This window comes from Chryseobacterium electrogenes (assembly GCF_053553015.1).
Genome location: NZ_JBNPPB010000002.1, coordinates 2,640,093 through 2,655,971 on the forward strand (window position 1 = coordinate 2,640,093; position 15,879 = coordinate 2,655,971).

16 protein-coding genes and 3 tRNA genes are annotated in these 15,879 nt (G+C 34.0%); 10 read left to right on the forward strand and 9 right to left on the reverse strand.

Going from position 1 to position 15,879, the window contains the following annotated elements; translation table 11 throughout:
* Positions 1-71: 71 nt before the first annotated feature.
* The 4 genes from ACQQ6V_RS12085 to ACQQ6V_RS12100 form a co-directional block, all read right to left on the reverse strand.
* Complete coding sequence (locus ACQQ6V_RS12085; protein WP_448845779.1) at positions 72-2,231, reverse strand: peptidylprolyl isomerase; 2,160 nt, start codon at positions 2,229-2,231, stop codon at positions 72-74.
* 176 nt (positions 2,232-2,407) lie between these two features.
* Positions 2,408-3,046, reverse strand: coding sequence for a hypothetical protein (locus ACQQ6V_RS12090; protein ID WP_448845780.1), 639 nt, complete (start codon positions 3,044-3,046; stop codon positions 2,408-2,410).
* Positions 3,047-3,058: 12 nt separating this feature from the next.
* Positions 3,059-3,607: a hypothetical protein gene (locus ACQQ6V_RS12095; protein WP_448845781.1), complete on the reverse strand. Its 549-nt coding sequence runs from the start codon at positions 3,605-3,607 to the stop codon at positions 3,059-3,061.
* A gap of 15 nt (positions 3,608-3,622) precedes the next feature.
* Positions 3,623-4,183, reverse strand: coding sequence for an RNA polymerase sigma factor (locus ACQQ6V_RS12100; protein WP_448845782.1), 561 nt, complete (start codon positions 4,181-4,183; stop codon positions 3,623-3,625).
* 119 nt (positions 4,184-4,302) lie between these two features.
* Here ACQQ6V_RS12100 and ACQQ6V_RS12105 point away from each other — a divergent pair, with 119 nt between their 5' ends.
* From ACQQ6V_RS12105 to ACQQ6V_RS12135, 7 genes are all read left to right on the forward strand, one after another.
* Positions 4,303-5,055 carry a Rossmann-like and DUF2520 domain-containing protein gene (locus tag ACQQ6V_RS12105; RefSeq protein ID WP_448845783.1) on the forward strand — a complete coding sequence of 251 codons (753 nt, stop codon included), beginning with the start codon at positions 4,303-4,305 and terminating at the stop codon, positions 5,053-5,055.
* 61 nt (positions 5,056-5,116) lie between these two features.
* Positions 5,117-6,025: a GLPGLI family protein gene (locus tag ACQQ6V_RS12110; RefSeq protein WP_448845784.1), complete on the forward strand. Its 909-nt coding sequence runs from the start codon at positions 5,117-5,119 to the stop codon at positions 6,023-6,025.
* A 162-nt stretch (positions 6,026-6,187) separates the two neighbouring features.
* Positions 6,188-6,409 carry a FeoA family protein gene (locus tag ACQQ6V_RS12115; protein WP_448846204.1) on the forward strand — a complete coding sequence of 74 codons (222 nt, stop codon included), beginning with the start codon at positions 6,188-6,190 and terminating at the stop codon, positions 6,407-6,409.
* Positions 6,393-8,429, forward strand: a complete 2,037-nt coding sequence (gene feoB, locus ACQQ6V_RS12120) for a ferrous iron transport protein B (RefSeq protein ID WP_448845785.1) — start codon at positions 6,393-6,395, stop codon at positions 8,427-8,429. Before ACQQ6V_RS12115 ends, feoB begins: the two co-directional genes overlap by 17 nt.
* 35 nt (positions 8,430-8,464) lie before the next feature.
* On the forward strand, positions 8,465-8,596 hold the full coding sequence (locus tag ACQQ6V_RS12125; protein ID WP_448846205.1) for a FeoB-associated Cys-rich membrane protein: 132 nt from the start codon (positions 8,465-8,467) through the stop codon (positions 8,594-8,596).
* 66 nt (positions 8,597-8,662) lie between these two features.
* Positions 8,663-10,045 carry a phosphoglucosamine mutase gene (glmM, locus tag ACQQ6V_RS12130; protein WP_448845786.1) on the forward strand — a complete coding sequence of 461 codons (1,383 nt, stop codon included), beginning with the start codon at positions 8,663-8,665 and terminating at the stop codon, positions 10,043-10,045.
* Between the two features lie 107 nt (positions 10,046-10,152).
* The gene (locus ACQQ6V_RS12135) at positions 10,153-11,523 is read left to right on the forward strand and encodes a tetratricopeptide repeat protein (RefSeq protein WP_448845787.1); all 1,371 of its coding nucleotides are present in this window, start codon (positions 10,153-10,155) and stop codon (positions 11,521-11,523) included.
* A 16-nt stretch (positions 11,524-11,539) separates the two neighbouring features.
* Here the strand turns inward: ACQQ6V_RS12135 and ACQQ6V_RS12140 are convergent, their stop codons facing one another.
* Genes ACQQ6V_RS12140 through ACQQ6V_RS12150 form a run of 3 tightly spaced genes read right to left on the reverse strand, consistent with a single transcriptional unit; the run spans position 11,540 to position 13,513 of the window.
* A complete protein-coding gene (locus tag ACQQ6V_RS12140; protein WP_448845788.1) occupies positions 11,540-12,430 on the reverse strand; it encodes a DMT family transporter in 891 nt (296 codons plus the stop codon).
* Positions 12,427-13,074, reverse strand: coding sequence for a leucyl/phenylalanyl-tRNA--protein transferase (aat, locus tag ACQQ6V_RS12145; protein WP_448845789.1), 648 nt, complete (start codon positions 13,072-13,074; stop codon positions 12,427-12,429). Before aat ends, ACQQ6V_RS12140 begins: the two co-directional genes overlap by 4 nt.
* Positions 13,075-13,129: 55 nt before the next feature.
* Positions 13,130-13,513: a DUF3127 domain-containing protein gene (locus ACQQ6V_RS12150; RefSeq protein ID WP_448845790.1), complete on the reverse strand. Its 384-nt coding sequence runs from the start codon at positions 13,511-13,513 to the stop codon at positions 13,130-13,132.
* Positions 13,514-13,695: 182 nt separating this feature from the next.
* Between ACQQ6V_RS12150 and ACQQ6V_RS12155 the strand changes: the two genes are divergently transcribed.
* From ACQQ6V_RS12155 to ACQQ6V_RS12165, 3 genes are all read left to right on the forward strand, one after another.
* Positions 13,696-13,777: transfer RNA gene (locus ACQQ6V_RS12155), tRNA-Leu, on the forward strand.
* A gap of 4 nt (positions 13,778-13,781) precedes the next feature.
* A tRNA-Gly gene (locus ACQQ6V_RS12160) sits at positions 13,782-13,857 on the forward strand.
* Between the two features lie 6 nt (positions 13,858-13,863).
* Positions 13,864-13,947 (forward strand) — tRNA-Leu (locus tag ACQQ6V_RS12165).
* 46 nt (positions 13,948-13,993) lie between these two features.
* Here the strand turns inward: ACQQ6V_RS12165 and ACQQ6V_RS12170 are convergent.
* Together ACQQ6V_RS12170 and ACQQ6V_RS12175 are read right to left on the reverse strand one after the other, a co-directional pair.
* Complete coding sequence (locus tag ACQQ6V_RS12170; RefSeq protein WP_448845791.1) at positions 13,994-14,566, reverse strand: hypothetical protein; 573 nt, start codon at positions 14,564-14,566, stop codon at positions 13,994-13,996.
* A 463-nt stretch (positions 14,567-15,029) separates the two neighbouring features.
* Positions 15,030-15,872, reverse strand: a complete 843-nt coding sequence (locus tag ACQQ6V_RS12175) for a GLPGLI family protein (RefSeq protein ID WP_448845792.1) — start codon at positions 15,870-15,872, stop codon at positions 15,030-15,032.
* Positions 15,873-15,879 lie beyond the last annotated feature (7 nt).

The window sequence follows — 15,879 nt, forward strand, 5'->3', positions numbered from 1 at the left end:
TTGAAATTAAAATCTTTCTAAATATTAGACATAAAAAAAGCGACCCTAAAGTCGCTTTTTATTTTTAAGAATTATTGTTGAGCTTTATCCCAAACTTCTATTCTGTAATCTTTGATATTGGCTTTGTCCTGAAGAGATTTCAAGAACATCTGGCCGTACATCTGACTGTTTTGTTGTGTAATGCTCTCCATGATTTGCTTAGCGTCACCAGGAAGTTTATTAGTCGTGATGTTTTTTCTTGTTAGTACATATACACCAGCTTGACCTTCTATTGGGTTAGAAACTTTATTGTTAGCTACCCCGAATGCTGCACCACCAACTCTAGGTTCCATAACATTATCAACGCTTGGGTTGAAGATATTAACAGAAGCCGAAGCTTTAGTTGATCCAAATAATTTAGCAACCTGATCTAAGCTTGTAGCATTAGCTGCAGTGATTTTTTCAGTAATTTTTTTAGCTAAAAGTTTGTTTTTAACAATTGGCTCAATTTGATCTCTTACAGTTTCAGGATCAGCTAGACCAGCGTCTTGTTTTCCTACAACATAAGCTACAATTCTATCTCCTGTACCATCTACAGTAAAGATGTCTGTATCTCCAATTTCTCTTTTCTTGTTAAACGCCCAAGCGATAACGTCAGCATCTTTATCAGTATTAGCACCTTGCAGTTTACCTTGGAATCTTGTAACAGCTTTAGGGTTTTGTACTGCGAAGCCTGATTTCTTAGCTATGTTATTAAACTCGTTGAAGCTCTTACCTTGTATCTGTTGGATAAAACGAGTTGCCTTGCTGTGTACTTCATTTTCTGTTTTGTCAGAAGCTTTAATTGTTTTAGCAAGATGCGCCATTTTGTAGCCCATAGATCCAGATTTCTTGTCCATAATATTAATGATATGGTACCCGAATTGTGTTTCTACAATGCCTGTTGCTCCTTTAGGAGAATTGTCTACGAATTTTTGGAATTCTGGGACAAATTTTGGTTGGTCTGCTGTTGTCCATCCAACATTTCCTCCTTGTGCTGCAGATCCTTTGTCATCAGAAAACTTAAGGCTTGTTGCAAATGCACTTGGATTAGCTTTAACCGCTGCATAGATGCTATCTGCTAATTTTTTAGCTTGCTCTTTAGTTCTTTTAACTGTAGGGTCTTGTTGACCAATCTGAGTGTCTTTGTAAGATACTAGAATATGTTTTGTTTCAGTAGAGTCAGAAGCTTTTTTAGCTAATAATTTAGAAACAATGTATAAGTTTTGCTCTTTGTATGGCCCAAAAGTTTCGCCGATAGTTGCCGTAGCAATTTTATCTTTGATAGATGCTGGTAACTGATTAGAGCTTAAGAATTGAGGCATAAAAGGAACATCAGAGTTAAGCTCTACAAACATAGAGTCGTTCTTAGTATTCTGGAAGTTTTCTGTTCCGTTAGAAGCGTCAGTTCCTTTCGCAAATAATTTATTAAGCTCATTTAGAGCTGCTGCATCATCTTGAGCACTTGCTGTTGCCGGGAAGTATACAAGACCAATATTTCTACTAACTTCAGCTTTAAAACGAGTAGGGTGAGCCTTGATATAATCTGTTAAGTCTTGTGTGGTAACTTTTACAGGATTACTTTTATCGAAGGCAGCATAATCAACTTTAACATAATCTATGTTAGCGATCTCATCACGTTGCTTCATCAATAGATCAACTTCTTTTTTATTGGTTGTGATACCGTTGGTAACATTCCCAAAGAGTTGTCTAGCCATGATTCTGTACTCTATAGACTTTTTGGTTCTATTCCAATTGGTTAGCATTTCTGCGTTACCGCTTTTCTGTAATTCTTCAAGTTGCTTCTTGATGTCTTGAACTTTGAAATTTCCTTTTTCGTCAAAGTTTTGTGGATTTTGAGCAAATAAAGGATCGAACTGTAATTGGTTCCAGAACATATCGTCTGTTAATACCAATCCCATTTTGTCAAACTCTTGTTTGATTAATTTGGCTTGCACCATCATTTGCCAAGCTTGCTCTTCTAGACCTTGTTGAGGTTGTCCTTGCTGTTGTGCTTGTTGTTGTAATACAAATAATTGGTCGTTAAACTCGTCTCTGGTAATCTCGTCTCCATTAACTTTTCCTAAAATATTAGGATTTTTTCCAAAAACTTTGTCTATACTGTCCGGGTTAACTAAGAACGCTACCAATGCCAAAGCAATGACTCCCATTAGTAACCAAGGACGTTTTCTAATCTCTCCTAAAACTGCCATTTTATATTATGTGTTTATAATCAATCCGCGAAAATACATATTTTTGAAGTAAAATAAAACAAATAATCTTAAAGATTTATATTAATATTAAACCGATTTATAAAAAAACGTCCCAAAATATTAATTTCTTGGGACGCATTATGTTAAGAATCTAACTTATTTTTTGTTAAATTGAATTAATCGTATTTCTTATCAAGCATTTTGTCACGAAATTTGCCTTCTACCTGATATAACTTTAGGACTTGCTGTGGTGTAAGAATTTTAAGAAATTTTTCGGCGTAGTTTTTTCGGTTATCGAGAAGTTGTTGTCCTACGGTAAAGCTTTCATTAAGCTTAACTGAGGCTTCTTCGGTGGACATTTTTTCGATTCTTTTACCGTCACGAAATTTCTCCTTTATTTCTTTTTGTTTAATCATATACTCACTAAAAAGGCTTCTGAAATCGTCTTGTACTGCTTCTGGGACATTAATTTCTTCTATTGCCATCTTTTCTTTGATGTTTTGCATCAGTTGAGTCCGTTCTTTAGGAGACATTTTTTTTACACTTTCCTTTTGTTCTTGTAGATCCATTTCTTGCCAAGTATTATTTTGAGAAGAGTTAGGTGTTCTATTGGGAGGAGCTTGGTTGATATTATTTTGGAATATAGATTTTTCTAAACTCTGAGTATTTCTTACAGAGGTGTCTGGTATGCGACCTGTCGTGGTGCCTTGTAAGGAGTTACGAAAGGTAGACTGTGACGTGTTTTTGTTATCTATCTGAGCAGACATATAACTTATGCCACTAACTAATAAAATACTAAAAACTAATTTTTTCATATTTGATAATTTTTAATTGTAAAGATCCAAGTAGACGTCTTGTTCTATACTTTTATCTATTTCTGATATTTGATCTGGTGTAAACATTGCTAATGCTCTATTCACTTTATGATCTGCATTACTGTTAGATTTTGCAAAGTTTGATTTAGATTTTTGAGAATAATTTTTGACACTTTTTTGTGTTGTATTGTCTATTTTACTAGAGGGATGATTGTTATTTTTAATAGTATTATTCTGAGCTAATATATCAACTTTAGGGTTCTCAGGGAGTGTTTTATTGCTTAATACTGTTTCGTTATTTTTATAAGTACTATCAATAATGATCGCGTTTTTTGTAATAGGTATCTCTTCATTTTGGCTGCTTATAAAAAATGCCGAAAGTCCCGCAAACAAAGTGATAGAAGCAGCAATAGCCCATTTGGTATAGATTGGGGTCATTTTAACCTCTTTCTTTTTTTCGATGGTCTCTTGTAATACCTTGTCTTGTACCGCATCAAAAAAATGATCTGGTGTTTTATAAGGTGTTTTACGTTCTAATTTTTCTATATCGAAATTCATCATTTCTAATCTGTTGTTTTAGAGTTCGCTAGAGTAGTTGTCTTTAATAAAAGTTTCAATCTTTTCTTTTGCGTAATGGTAATTGGTTTTTAATGTGCCGACAGACATATCTACTATTTTCGAGATTTCTTCGTAAGGTAGGTCGTCGTAGTAGCGCATTGTAAAAACTAATTTTTGTTTTTCAGGAAGACTTTGTATCGCTTTCTGAAGTAACAATTGTATCTCATCAGCATCTTTTTCTGCGTTATCAGCTACCAGATTTTGCATGTGGTAATCGGATTCTTCTCCATCTGCTTTTTTCATTCTGTTCATTTTATTCAATTGCTGTAAAGCTTCGTTAGTGGCAATTCTGTAGAGCCATGTATAGAGCTTACTATCTTGTTTAAACTGATGAAAATTCTGATAGGCTTTGATAAACGTATCTTGCAAAACATCTTGAGCCAAGCTGTGATCCACGATTAATCGGCGTATATGCCAATACAATCGACTTTGATAGCCGTCCATCATCAAGCGAAGCCCTTTGTCTACGGTTTTGGGTTCGCTCATCAGCTGAACAATGTCATCATCCTTTAGCTTCATTCAAGTATTTCGGTTGTTGGATTAAAATTATCTTTCAAAGTTAAAATTGTTTTTTATATTTTTGAGAATATCTGCTTTTTTCTTGTAGTTTCTAGTACTTTAATTTTAAATTTGTTTTTATGAAGATAGTCATTATTGGGTCAGGAAATGTAGCTTATCACTTAGCAAAAGCTTTTACGATCAATCAACTAGATGTCGTACAAGTTTTTGGTAGAAATGAAAAAGAATTGAATTTAATCTCAAAAGAACTTGGTATTCCGTTCTCTACTGACGGTTTATTAGAAGCAGATTTGTACATTATTGCGGTGAGTGATTCTGCCATTGCGGAAGTCTCAAAAATGATATTAAATCCCAAAGCCATTGTCGCACATACTTCTGGCTCGTTGCCGGTGGATATTTTGGTTGGCGATTATAAAAAGGCAAGTTTTTATCCATTACAAACTTTTTCTAAAAGTAAAAATCTTGATTTTAAAGAAATTCCGATTTTTGTAGAAGCAGACGACATTGATGTTCAATTAAAATTAAAATCTTTAGCTGAGAAACTTTCTGATAAAGTTGAAATTTCTACTTACCAAAAAAGAAAATATATCCATCTAACGGCAGTTTTTGCTTGTAATTTTGTCAATCATCTGTTTGCCAGAGCTAAGGAAATTTCGGATTCTCAGGATATTCAGTTTGACTATTTTTTACCATTAATAGAAGAGACTTTTGATAAGATTAAATATCTAGAACCACGATTGGGACAGACTGGTCCTGCCGTGAGGAACGATACAAGAGTCTTGGAGCTTCATCAAGAATTAATTAAGAATCCAGAACAGCTAGAAATCTATACAACCATGAACGATTCTATTAAAAAAATGTACAATCTATAAGGTAACTTTTGTAACAATTCTACCGAGTTGTTACTAATTAGGTAAGAAAAAAATAAACATTATGATACTTTTTAAAAAATTAGCTGCAGTTGGATTGCTTTCTTTGGGATTGATGCTTTCTGCACAAGAATCTTCTAACCGTTTTTTTTACGAATTAAGCTTTAAGCCAAAAAAAGATTCTGCGAAAATAGATAAAGTGATGACGACCTTAGATATTACTAAAGCAAAATCCATTTATAGAGATTTTACTTGGGTTGCTCAAGATTCTATCATTAAGGTTCAGGTAGAAGCAATGCAGAAGTCTGGCATTTTTCAAGATATGTCGAAAAGTATGAAGATGCCTAAGTTTGGTTATAAAGTAGAAAAGGTTTATCCCGAGATGAAAGTTATTTTTGAAGAAGCACTTCAAAATGGAATTACTCCAATAAAGTTAGGCTACGTAGATAATGCTAAGTTTAACTGGAAAATATTATCAGACAAAGAAAAAATAGGGACGTATAATACGCAGAGAGCCACAACAGAATTTGGAGGAAGACAATGGACGGCTTGGTTTACCACGGATCTACCTTTTCAGGATGGTCCTTATAAATTTTACGGATTGCCTGGTTTAATTGTTAAAATTGAAGATGCTGCTAAGGATTATTCTTGGGAATTGAAAGGGAATAAAAAGGTTGATGATTTTGAAGAGCTTTCTTATGTGGAGAAAATTGCGCCAGGAGGAAGTGGAAAGCGTGTTGAAGTTTCTCGAGAAAAATTTGAAACTTCTATTAATGAGTTCAAAAAAGATCCTTTTGCAACCATTAGACCAATGTTAAAGCCAGAAATGATGTCACAGAAAATGCCAGGAAGTGACGTGAGCATTGGTGAGATGGTGAAAAAACAAGAGAAGATGCTGAGGGATTTTTACGATGCTAACGATAATCCAATAGAAATTGATGCTGTTAAAGTAGATTCTAAAAAGAAAAAATAGTAATTATTACTGTTAAAATATTCTAAAGCCGGGCTTAATGTTCGGCTTTTTACTTTTATCTTATTTAGATTAATTTAAAACAAGCTATATTTGCATAATCAAAAATTTCAAGTTTTGTCACAGAAGAATCAGAATACTTTATGTTGTTTCCCTAAAAATGTCATGGGGAAAATTGTTGGATTTGATAATGAAAGTTTGAAGATGCCTAACAAAATTCTAGAAATGGGCTTGTTGCCAGATACTATTTTTCAGATCTTATATCAAGCGCCTTTCCAAGGGCCTTTATATATAGAATACGGCGAAGAACGCTCTAAGTTGGCGTTACGTGTAGAAGAAGCGAGGTTTATACAAGTAGAAACATTAAGTCATGCAGAGAGAAAATAACAAAACGAAAGTCTTATTAGTCGGTAATCCTAATGTTGGGAAATCTACCATCTTCAATTGGTTATGTAACAGAAAACAGAAAACGGGTAATTATGCCGGGGTAACTGTGGCAAGTCATTCTGGGCTTTATGATTACCAATCGGAGCAAGTAGAAATTATAGATTTACCAGGTTCTTACAGTATCTATCCAAGTTCTGAAGACGAAGCTATTTTTTCTAAATATCTAATTGAAGAACATAAAAATTATGAAGGTGTTATCTACGTGGCAGATGCGCTCAATCTTCGTAGAAGCTTGTTGTTGTTTCAACAGATTAAGGATTACGGGATTCCGATTTTGATGGTTGTTAACCAGATTGATGAAGCGGAAAAAAGAGATATTAAAATTGATATTAACCAACTTTCTTCCTTGTTGGGTGTTAAGATTCTGACCACCAACGCCAAGAAGAATATTGGGATTGATAACATTAAGGAAGCGGTTTTTAAGAAAGAATTTAGTAAAGCAGATACTATTGGATTTGAAATTCCAATTCAACAAAAAACGATTATTGATAAGATTTCTGAGAAAACCTCTGAGCAAAATCTATATAGAATTTGGACTCTTTTGGCGGCAGAAAATTACCTTGGTAAGATTAATAACATTAGAGAAATTCTTAATCAAGAACAATTAAAATGCGAAATGCCCAAGCGTCTTCAGGTACAAGAAACCATTAGACGTTACCAGAATATAGATGAAGTTTTAGGCAAAGTTTTAGAGAAGAAAGCCGCATTCAAAGAGCTATTAACAGAGAAATTGGATAAAGTCTTGGTGCATCCATTTTTTGGGTATGTCTTTTTTATGTTGATTTTGTTATTAGTGTTTCAGAGTGTTTTTTTCCTGGCAGAATATCCTATGAATCTTATAGATGATGGTTTTGCTTGGTTAACAGATTTCTCAGCAGAACATATACCGCCAGGGCCAATTAATAGTTTATTATCAACAGGTATTATTCCGGGTATTGGTGGGATTTTAGTTTTCGCACCACAGATTGGGATTATGTTGTATTTCCTTTATTTGTTAGAAGATTCTGGATATATGGCGCGAGTAATCTTCTTGATGGACAGGTTTCTAAGACCTTTTGGACTTAATGGTAAAAGTATTGTGCCGCTAGTTTCTGGCGTTGCTTGCTCTATCCCTGCAATTATGTCGACAAGAAATATTGAGAATACCAAAGAGCGTCTTATTACTATTATGGCGACGCCTTTTATGACTTGTGCAGCTAGGATTCCCGTATATAGTATTATTATTACGTTGGTTATTCCGGATCATAATTTTTTCGGGATTAAATATCGTGCGATTGCCATGATGGCCATGTATGTTCTAGGCTTTGTCTTGGCGCTTTTGGCTTCTTTAGTCTGTAAATATTTTATTAAATCTAAAGCAAAAAGCTTCTTGGTGATGGATTTGCCAACTTATAAGATGCCACTTTGGGGTTATAATGTAAAGTTGATGCTAGGGAAAGTTTGGGGATTTATCACAGGTGCTGGTAAAGTTATTTTTGCAGTGAGTGTTATCCTTTGGGCGTTAAGCTATTTCGGTCCGAAACAAGAACCAGGACAATTAGTTGCTTCGGAAGTTGCCTTGCAAGATTCATATTTGGGTAAAGTCGGTCATTTTATAGAACCTGCCATACGACCTTTGGGATACGATTGGAAAATGGGAATTGGTTTATTGACAAGCTTTGCTGCAAGAGAAGTATTTGTTGGGACATTGTCTACTTTATATAGCTTGGATGATGAAGCACCTGAGGGTAGATTAATAGACAAGATGCAACATGATACTTATCCTAACGGAGACAAGGTGTTTACGTTAGCAACGGGTATTTCAATATTAATGTTTTATGCTTTTGCAATGCAATGTTTTACAACCATTGCAGTTGTCTATAAAGAAACTGGAAGTTGGAAATTAACAGCAACACAGACAATAACCATGTGTATGTTGGCATACTTTGTGTCACTTATAACGTTTCAGATCTTGAAATGATTTTAATTAAATAAAGAGGAATTAATATGGACTCAATGGTTTTTCAGTATACTATTATTGGCGCTATTATTTTAGCTATCATTTATGCTTTATTTAGAAGTTTGAAAAAAACTTTTAGAAAAGTAAAAAGTGGTGGAGGCTGCGATAATAATTGTGGCTGTTCATAACATAACAATTTCTTAAACTCTAAGAAATCTTTTTTGCGTAATTTTGCAAAAATTAAAAGATAATTAATGTCATTAATAAAAAGTATCTCAGGTATCCGAGGCACCATTGGTGGTAAAGTAAATGATAACCTAACACCTTTAGATGTTGTAAAATTTGCTTCTGCTTTTGGAACTTGGCTTCAAAATAATAAAAACAAAAAAGACCTTACGTTAGTTATCGGGCGTGATGCCAGGATTTCTGGTCAGATGGTTTCTTCCTTAGTTGTTGCGACATTGCAGGGCTTGGGGATTAACGTCGTTGATCTTGGATTATCTACAACGCCAACGGTAGAGATTATGGTACCAGAGCTTAATGCTGATGGTGGTATTATCCTTACGGCGTCTCATAATCCAAAACAATGGAATGCGCTTAAACTGTTGAATGACAAAGGCGAATTTATCACTGGTGAAAACGGTGCAGAAGTTTTAGCTTTGGCAGAATCCGAAGACTTCAACTATGCTGAGGTAGATGACTTAGGAAGTTACGAAATCAATAATGAAGGTTTCGATATTCATATTAAGAAGATTTTGGATTTACCAATGGTAGATGCAGAAGCGATTAAAGCCAAGAAATTTAAAGTTGTTTTAGATGCTGTTAACTCTACGGGAGGATTGGCAATTCCGCCGCTATTGGAGCAGTTGGGATGCGAAGTTGTTAAACTGTATTGCGAGCCTAACGGACAATTCCCACATAATCCAGAACCATTAAAAGAACATCTTGGTGATATCTGTAACTTGATGAAGGAAGAAAAAGCAGATCTTGGTATTGTTGTAGATCCAGATGTAGATCGTTTAGCTTTTATTGATGAAAATGGCGAGATGTTTGGCGAAGAATATACCTTGGTAGCAGTGGCTGATTATTTATTAAGACATAAGAAAGGCGCTGCGATTTCTAATTTATCTTCAAGTAGGGCATTAAGAGATGTTGTACAAGGCTTGGGCTCAGAATATTTTGCAAGTGCTGTTGGCGAGGTTAATGTGGTGACTTTAATGAAGGAGAAAAACGCCGTAATCGGTGGAGAAGGCAATGGCGGTATTATTTATCCAGATTTACATTACGGAAGAGATTCTTTAGTGGGAGCAGCTTTATTCTTAACCCATTTGGCCAACGAAAATAAAACCGTTTCTGAGCTTAGAGCGAGTTATCCTGCTTATTTCATGGGGAAAAAGAAAATCGAGTTAACACCAGAAATTAATGTTGATGCCCTTTTAACTAAAATGGAAAAAGAGTATCAAAATGAAAATGTTTCTACCATAGATGGTGTAAAGATAGATTTTGAAAACAATTGGGTGCACCTTCGTAAGTCTAATACAGAGCCAATTATCAGAATATATACCGAAGCTCCATCTCAGGAAGAAGCGGATCAGTTAGGCGATGATATGATCGCTAAAATCAAAAGTTTAATTTAGTATTGACTTTATTAATTTTTTTTGATTAAATTTATTTAGAATTTAATGATATGTTTTTTCAATGTTTGTAATGTATTTCTCACATTGGATTGACGACACACAATATATTGGAAGAATTTTTTGATAACGAACTTGCAAAAAAGTTCGAAGAAATGATAGAAAATAATGACGAACTCTACTTTGATACAGAAGAGTACGAGGATATTATTATCTATTATCTGGAGTTGGGCGATATTTCTTATGCCGAATTGGCGACTAAGTATGCCTTGAAACTTCACCCTAATTCAATCGAATTAAAAACAAAACAACTAGAGGTTTTCTTGGAGTTAGAACGTTATGTTAAAGCTAAAGAACTAATAGATGAGTTAATGCCTTCTTGCACAGAAATGACAGATTTCTTGGTTTGTTGTGCTAAATATTATTCTAACCTTGGTAATCCGAAAAAATCAATAGAGTACTGCGAGAAAGCTTTAGAATTGAAGGAAGAAGAAAATTTCCTTCATAACTTTATCGCCGATGAGTATGTTAATCTTGATGATCCTTTTAATGCATTAAAGCATTATACGGCAGCACTTCAGTTTGATCCGCAGGATGATTATTCTATGGAGAATGTGATGAGCTGTTACACCAAGCTTAACCGTCCGCAAGAAGCACTGAGCTTTATCAATCAATATCTGGATCGTTTTCCGTTTTCGGAGACGGCGTGGTTTGAGTACGGACAATATCATTTCAATAGAAAAAATTACGAAGAAGCCATTAAAGGTTTTGACTATCTGTTAGCGATTAATTCTAATTCGGTTGGTGTTTATGCTAACAAAGCAGCATGTTATGAAGCGCTTAAAGAATGGGAAAAAGCCGTCGCAGTCTATGAGGAAATGTTAGAGTTGGAGTATACCAAAGCTTTTACATTTTACAAAATAGGATTGTGTTATAAAGAAGCCGAGATGTTAGTACCTGCATTGACATCGTTTCAGAAATCTTTAAGAGAAGATCCTCAATTTTATTTGTCGATGATGGAGCAGTCTATGATCTATGAAGAAATGGGGAAACCTAAAGAAGCACTTCATTTTGCTAAAGAAAGCGTGATTCTTAATGAAAACAATGCAGAATATCAGAAGCGTTTGGCATTTTTACTGATAGAAAGTGGTCAGTTTGAAGAAAGCTTAGAGTGTTTTGTCAAAATGATTGCGATAGAGCCAACGCGTTTTTATAATTGGTATGCATATTCTGAAGTGTTGATGTTGATTGGAGAACACCAAGATGCATTGGATATTTTAGAAAAAGCTGTGCAGCAACACAACAGAGCAGAGTTGTATTATCAGATGAGCAATTGTTATTTCCAATTGGATCAAAACAAAGAAGCTCAAGAAGTTTTAGAAAAAGCATTAGCTATGGATTCTACAATTTCTAATACAATGGAAGAAAAATATCCATGGATAAAAGAAGCCGTCCAAAAAGTGAAGGCTAAGAAAAAATAAATATTAAAATCACCGATTATTCGGTGATTTTTTGTTTTGGTTTAGTTCTGAGAAATATTAAGCCCGCAATAATAACAATGCCTCCAATATATTGAATGGTTGTTAATTCCTCGCCATCTAGAAATCCCCACATTACAGCTACAATTGGCATAAGTAAGGTCACGGTAGAGGCAAATAGAGGTGTGGAGACATTCAATAATTTATAATTGAGCATCATCGCTAATGCTGTACCAAAAATTGATAACATCCCTACAAAACCGAGTCCTATAAAGTGATCTTGGTCCATTTTAAACTCTTGAAAGAAATTAGAAAATATCAAAGCCAGTAAAGACGGAATAATCAACACAAAAGAAAAAACATAGGCTGATAGTATTTTCGCAGGAATATCGCTTAATTTAGACTTTACAGTGGTTGTGCTTACCGCATAGAGTAGGGTAGCTAATAATAAAAGTAAGATTGGGATTGGTTTTAGTTCGACACCATCTCCGCCACCAAATGCTAATATACAAGCGCCACCAAAGCTTATTAAAATACCTAATAGTTGATGTTTTGTAGCTGGGAACTTCCAAATTAATGATCCGACAATAATGACGAAAATCGGCATCATAGAGTTGACAATTCCTGCAATACTGCTAGAAACCTGTGTTTCTGCAATGGGGAACAAGAACATTGGGACGAAATTTCCACATAAGGCGGCTATGATAAGCCATTTTATATGTTTTCTCGGGAATTTTTTGATGTTTGCAAGTGCAATTGGTAATAAGACTAATCCAGAGATTAAAACCCGTAATGCGCCTACTTGATATGGTGAGAAATGATCTAAGGATTTTTTAATCAAAATAAATGACGAACCCCAAATTAATGATAAAAGAATTAGTAATAGCCATTTTTGCTTTTCGGAATTCATGAGAGTTGTTGTTTTAAAATATTAAGATAATCTAATTTTGGGATCATTTTGGCGCCAAGAGTTTCTAGATGTTCTGAGTAGATTTGACAATCAATAAGGTCTAATTCGGATTGATGACTCGTACAGAAATTTATAAAACCTGCTTTGGAGGCATTGCTTACTTTAGAGAACATACTTTCTCCGCAGAAGACACGTCCTAATTTTATTCCATAAAAGCCACCGACTAATACATTGTCTTTCCAAACCTCAAAACCATGTGCAATGCCATGTTGATGAAGTGTCACAAAAGATTTTATTAGATCATTGTTAATCCAAGTTCCGTCTTGATCTTCTCGTTTTGTCTGTTGGCATGCGATCATCACTTCTTCAAAACATTTATTTTCAGTAAATGTAAATTCTTCTTTGGCTAGAACTTTCCGCATCGACTTAGAAATATAAACTTCTTCCGGAAGTAAAATAAACCTTGGATCGGGACACCACCACAAGATTTCTTCACCTTCATTATACCAAGGGAAAAGCCCTGTCTGGTATGCAAAATAAAGGCGTTCTGCGGAAAGATCGCCACCTATAGCCATTAATCCATCCTTTGGGTCATATAAGGACGGATCTGGGAAAGATATGTCATTGGGGTCTAATAAAATCATAGTGCTAAAAAAATCCCACTATAAAGCAGGATTAATCAATTTTATACTTAACGATTTAGAAAGGAAGATCATCATCTTCGTCCTCAGTAAAAACGTTGGTGTTAGAATTAGCTGATGCAGCAGGAGCACCTTGTGCAGAAACTGGCTCGTTAAAGTTACTACCAGCATCTACTTTTTCTACTCTCCAACCAGTGATCGAATTAAAATACTTCACTTCGCCCTGAGGAGAAGTCCACTCTCTACCTCTAATGTTAATACCTACCTTAACTTTTTCTCCTTCTTTATACTGATTTAATAAATCTGCTTTATCTGTAAGAAATTCGATATTGATAGGCTGCGGATACTGCTCTTCAGTAAGCAATACCATTTCTCTTTTTTGAAATCCACTCGCAAAAGTCTGTAAATCAGAAATTTTCTTGATAGTTCCCTGTAACTCCATGTAAAAAAATATTTGTGGGCGTAAAGTTAATAAAAACGAAATGAGATTAAAAAAAATATGCCTCAAAAATGCGATAGTAAAAAAAAATAAAAAAAAAGCTGAAAACATTTGGTGGGTAAAGGAAAACGCTATATATTTGCACTCACAAAACAACAGGTAAGTTGCTCTTTAAAATAAACAATGCGGATGTGGTGTAATTGGTAGCCACGCCAGACTTAGGATCTGGTGCTGTGAGGCGTGGGGGTTCGAGTCCCTTCATCCGCACTATGCGAAAATAGCTCAGCTGGTAGAGCACGACCTTGCCAAGGTCGGGGTCGCGGGTTCGAATCCCGTTTTTCGCTCCACACCATGCCCTGGTGGTGGAACTGGTAGACACGCAGGACTTAAAATCCTGTGTCCGCAAGGACGTACGGGTTCAAGTCCCGTCTGGGGTACTATAAAACCCTCTGAATCTTTTGATTTCAGAGGGTTTTTTGTTTTTCATGCAATATATCTGCAATATTTATTGACATAAACAATTTCATTTCCAAACTTTTTAAAAGTTCCATCATATTGGAGAAAGTATTTTGGAAAGTAGGATACGGAATCATTTTTTATTACCTGTACTTTTTCAATGGTTTTACTTTTTAAATCAAATAAAAAAAATTCGAAATTATAGCCATCTTTATCTTGGTATTCTCCTAAAAATAATATCTGATTTTCATTATAAAATAAAGCGTTTGCTACGCTTATTCTATCACTTAACAAAATATTATTTATATATAACTTCCATTTTAGGGTATATAACAAATATTTCTTTGAGATATTTAAAATGACGGGATTAGAATCTGGAATTACTGAAAACTTGAATGTTGAGTTTATACTAAAATCCGGATTTAAATTTAGTAGTTTTCCTTCTATACAAATGTTTCCAGAATCTGACTGTTTATTATACAGTGCTATTTGATGCGAGGAAGCTGTATAATATTTAACCTTCCTAAGGTCATAATTCTTCACAATCTCTATTTTATTTTCAGTAAACTTTCTTTCAAAAATATACTTTTTTGTTGTCATTTTTAATTACAAAATTTACAAAAATTATAAGAATTAAAAAGAAATTAATTATTAAAAGATGCTTTATTTTCATTCGAAAATTTTATGGAAATTAGTGTTAAAACAATCGAAGTAAAATTTATGAGTAAATGTTTTTCAAAAGAAAGTCCGTTTAAAAATACCTCCATATCCGCAAACGTCATAACGATCTGTAAAATTCAAGAATGTAATATATGTTGTGAAAAACAAAAATATTATTAAGCTTGCATACAATCCTTTGTTTTTTGAAAGCAAAAGAGTTATAATGTTCAGCAATTCTATAAATAGAACGAAATATGCCAATTTTTTACACTTAAAGAATTATTATATAATCTAGTTTTAAAAATATTACTAATAAAAGCAGGTATGTCAATTATTTTATTAACCAAAACATAAGTTAAAAAAAGTATTAAGAAATAGTAACTTATTTCTGATATGTTTTTTTCTACTCAATAATTTCAATATAGTTATCATTATCTTTTAGATATTTGAGCATTAAATTTTCTTGCTTTTTAATATAGTCTGTCGACAGTGGCTTTGCTAATGTCATAAAATCTCCATCGGGGTAAGTAATGATGTTTTCCTTTAATTTTTTTGCAGGGTCTACTTTATAATTTTTAAATGCTTTGTAATATTTTTCTTTAGAAGTTTTTATAGTACGACTGAAAATTTTAGGAGTAAACACACGCTCTTGCTTAATCTTTTCTAAACCAACTATTTTAAAAATATAAGAATCTGTTTCATCTCTTGCTGACACTATCAATCCTGGTAAGCCGCCCAATTTATATGGGCCATAGGCAAATGGTATTTCAGTTGAGAAATTTACAATCCATTTTCTTCCTCCAATTGTCGCTGTTGCTTCTTGAGAATTATAATTTTCGATTTTTGCTTTTCTTGCAGAAATATCCCATTTTGCATCTTTACCGTCAGGATATTGAAAAATATCACCATCAAAAATCTGAATAGTCTCATATGATGAATTTTGCTTAAGAACAGCAATATTAAAATTGGGATACTTCATAGTTCTTGAGTCAAAATTTACGCCTCCCTTCATATCGGATTGCTTTTTTAAAGAGGCATAGACAGAATCACTTTTCAAATATGTGAAATTATAGAATTTAGAAGTCGCTTCTTGAGTATTGATATCGAGAACGTATACATCAATGTCAGCAGAATCTTGTTTTTTATCAGATTTAGATTCTAACTGGTAGTATACTCTGATGTTATTCTGAGCGAAGGAGTAAACACTTATAAAAAATATTAATATTATTTTCAGTATTTTAATCATAATTAAA